Below are 2,704 nucleotides of genomic sequence, written 5' to 3' on the forward strand. Positions count from 1 at the left end.
TAAGCAAGATGCATTAATACCATCGGACACATTCACATACTTTTGCGTCTTAACCTTATCAATCACTACTTAAAACGCTCCCTGAAAAATAACTTACAACATTTTCTGAGGTATCTTTCACTCTCTTAGACACGCTAAGTAAATGTAGGCGATAGTAAGCCCCTCTACCCATTAAATAAGCCCAAAGAGGATCAAGGTTTTTATCTTTAAGTCCAGCGTAGGCTATATCTCCAAACACAACATATTCTAAAGGTTTGAGATATGGGTTAGCGATAAGAGCAACACCGATCACCTGCATCACATCCGAACGTTTATCTTGTGTTGCAGCCTCAATGTAATCCTGAAAAGCATCATCTTCCATGTCGATATTGGCATTTCTCATTAAGCATTCAGGCGTAGCGCAACTCGCTTTAAAACGCACATTAAACGATTCATCATTCACTACTAGATTGCGTCGATAACTGCCATCTTGAGAGAAATTATCAGCCTTTTCTGTCTGGCGTGATAACCGATTCTCTTCGACTTTTCTAAGCGCACCACCTCCCTCAATGAAACCATTTTTGACCTGATGAATAAGATCATATCCAGTCTCATAGGAAATATTGCCCCCGTTGTACCCTTTCAAGATAACATCGAACGCTTCGCTAAATTCTTTTACCGCTTGGCTGTGAACCGAAGTTTCCAGATCCAATGCGGGAAGAAAAATTAATAATTCTTCAATCGCCTTTTGAGCTTCGACCTCTAGCTGTCTCCTTTTTCGATTTCGTTCCCAACGGGCGTAATCTTCTTGGGTATACGTCAATTCAGCTTGACGCTCTCGACGTTGGCGGGCTGCTCGCTCTCTAACTGTTTCTTCTCGAGCTTGTGGTTTTCTTAATGATTCTTCTTCATGGAGTGGCTTATAGCCTCCGCCAGAAGAGCTCAAAGGTTTTTTCTTTCGATCTAAAAAATTGTGTGGCATCCGTTCACCTAACCTCAATTAACGTGATGACATCATAACCACTCTTAAAGGTGCGTAATATTGGTCATATGTTAAATAGGCAACTTCACTATCAAAAACACCATTTAGAAGCCCCTCAAACGCTCTGTAAGCCATTTTCAGCATCAAACCTACCCACGGGTACACAAAACCACTCTGAAAGTTTATGACGCATTTGAAGCGGTTTTATCATCCTAAGATGAGCACAAGCATCTGGAACAAAAAAGCCCACGAAAGGGGCTTTTTGAACAATTCGGAGTTTGTTAGTCCAGGTTAAATGAGCGTAGCGTTTTAATCTGGACTTACGAACCGGCAACGAGCAAAGCGAGGCGACAGAACCATAGCAATCATGACGCTAAATTCTTCTTGCAATAGTCTGCCCAATAAAGATGAGCAAATTCCAATTTGTCGGAAAATGCAGAATGATCGACAGATAGCCAAGCTCGGTTCGTCACATCCCAAAACATTTGGTCAAACTGCGTAAAGCTTCTGAAGTTAGGCTGATGTACTTTTCTCCAAACAGAATGGGAAAGCATCCTCATCCCTGAGTTAATCCGCTTCACATTCGCAATATCTTCATCAGTCTTAGCCATAAGCACCTCATATACAAACCAAGGACTAATAGAATACTAAATGAAGTAAGTGCGAGGAATGATACGTTTGGTTTACTGGGGTAAAGGGGGCGTTAGCGCCCCTTTCCAGCTCACAGGGGAACCGTCAAGAACGAAGTGACTAGAGGGGACGCTGTGTATGCTGGCTTAGTATGAAGACAGACGATAGCACAAGCCTAAAAAAATAAACTATTGAAGAGGTTATAACCCACGTAGGTTAGGAGTGACAGTGCCACCATTTAGAGAGGGTGAAATGCCGCTTGCTCGATGCTCGGACGCTTCGCTTACTCGCACACTGCGCCGAGCGGAGGAGGTAAGCGAAGACAGAGGGGTTAGTGCCGAAATTGCTTATTTCGGCTGCGCCGACCCCTACCCATTTCGACTCTATTTTGAGTGATTTAGGTACTGTCTATGGTCGCTTTCTGAACTAAGGATTTCTCCCCTTATTTCGGACTGCCCTGCGCTGTGTGTAAAGCTTTCGCCCCCGTTCCAGTCACACAACACTAATCAGTTATTCCTTTTCCGCTTGTCCCCTCTAGCAGCTACAAGGGGCGGATTTATCGAGCTTGGTGCTTAGTTCTGATTAGTGCCTTTACCTCTCACCTTTGGAACATCCCTTGGTCGGTGAGTGATGCGCGTCGTTCTGTCCAAAACATCTTGATTCCAAACAGAGTGCAGAAATACTCTTGAAGTGCTTACTTGATATGGTCTATCATGGAAGGACTTCACGGCCGTTCAAACCTGTGAGTATTCCGAAATAAACCAGCTTCCTACGGCTGGTTTTTTCACATCTGGGGAAAGAGATTAATCCTAAAAGCATTTGATCTCAATGCTGATCTTTTAGATCTGACAACTCTCCAAACAAAAAAGCCTCCCGATTGGGAGGCTTTTTTGTTTCTATCGTGCGAAAAAAATATATTTCAAAACTTCAAAGCACCATCAACAACACCCTACATGCTCAATCATCGATTTTGGTTGTTTTTCCGTTGGACAGCCGTTGGATTCAACGTTATTCGCATGGTGTTAAGCTGATTTTGGTTGGACAATCGTTGGATCGTCGTTGTTTTTCTGTTGGATTCTCGTTGGACGGTTAACTTTTCATTATGAGATCAGA

General features: G+C 43.2%; 2 protein-coding genes. Both read right to left on the reverse strand.

Going from position 1 to position 2,704, the window contains the following annotated elements; genetic code table 11:
• Positions 1-58: 58 nt before the first annotated feature.
• Complete coding sequence (locus R7Q46_RS24610; protein WP_169608408.1) at positions 59-961, reverse strand: hypothetical protein; 903 nt, start codon at positions 959-961, stop codon at positions 59-61.
• Positions 962-1,326: 365 nt separating this feature from the next.
• Entirely contained in the window at positions 1,327-1,572 is a 246-nt protein-coding gene (locus tag R7Q46_RS24615) for a hypothetical protein (protein WP_060466691.1), read from the reverse strand.
• Positions 1,573-2,704: the final 1,132 nt, after the last annotated feature.

This window comes from Vibrio sp. 811 (genome assembly GCF_033339195.1).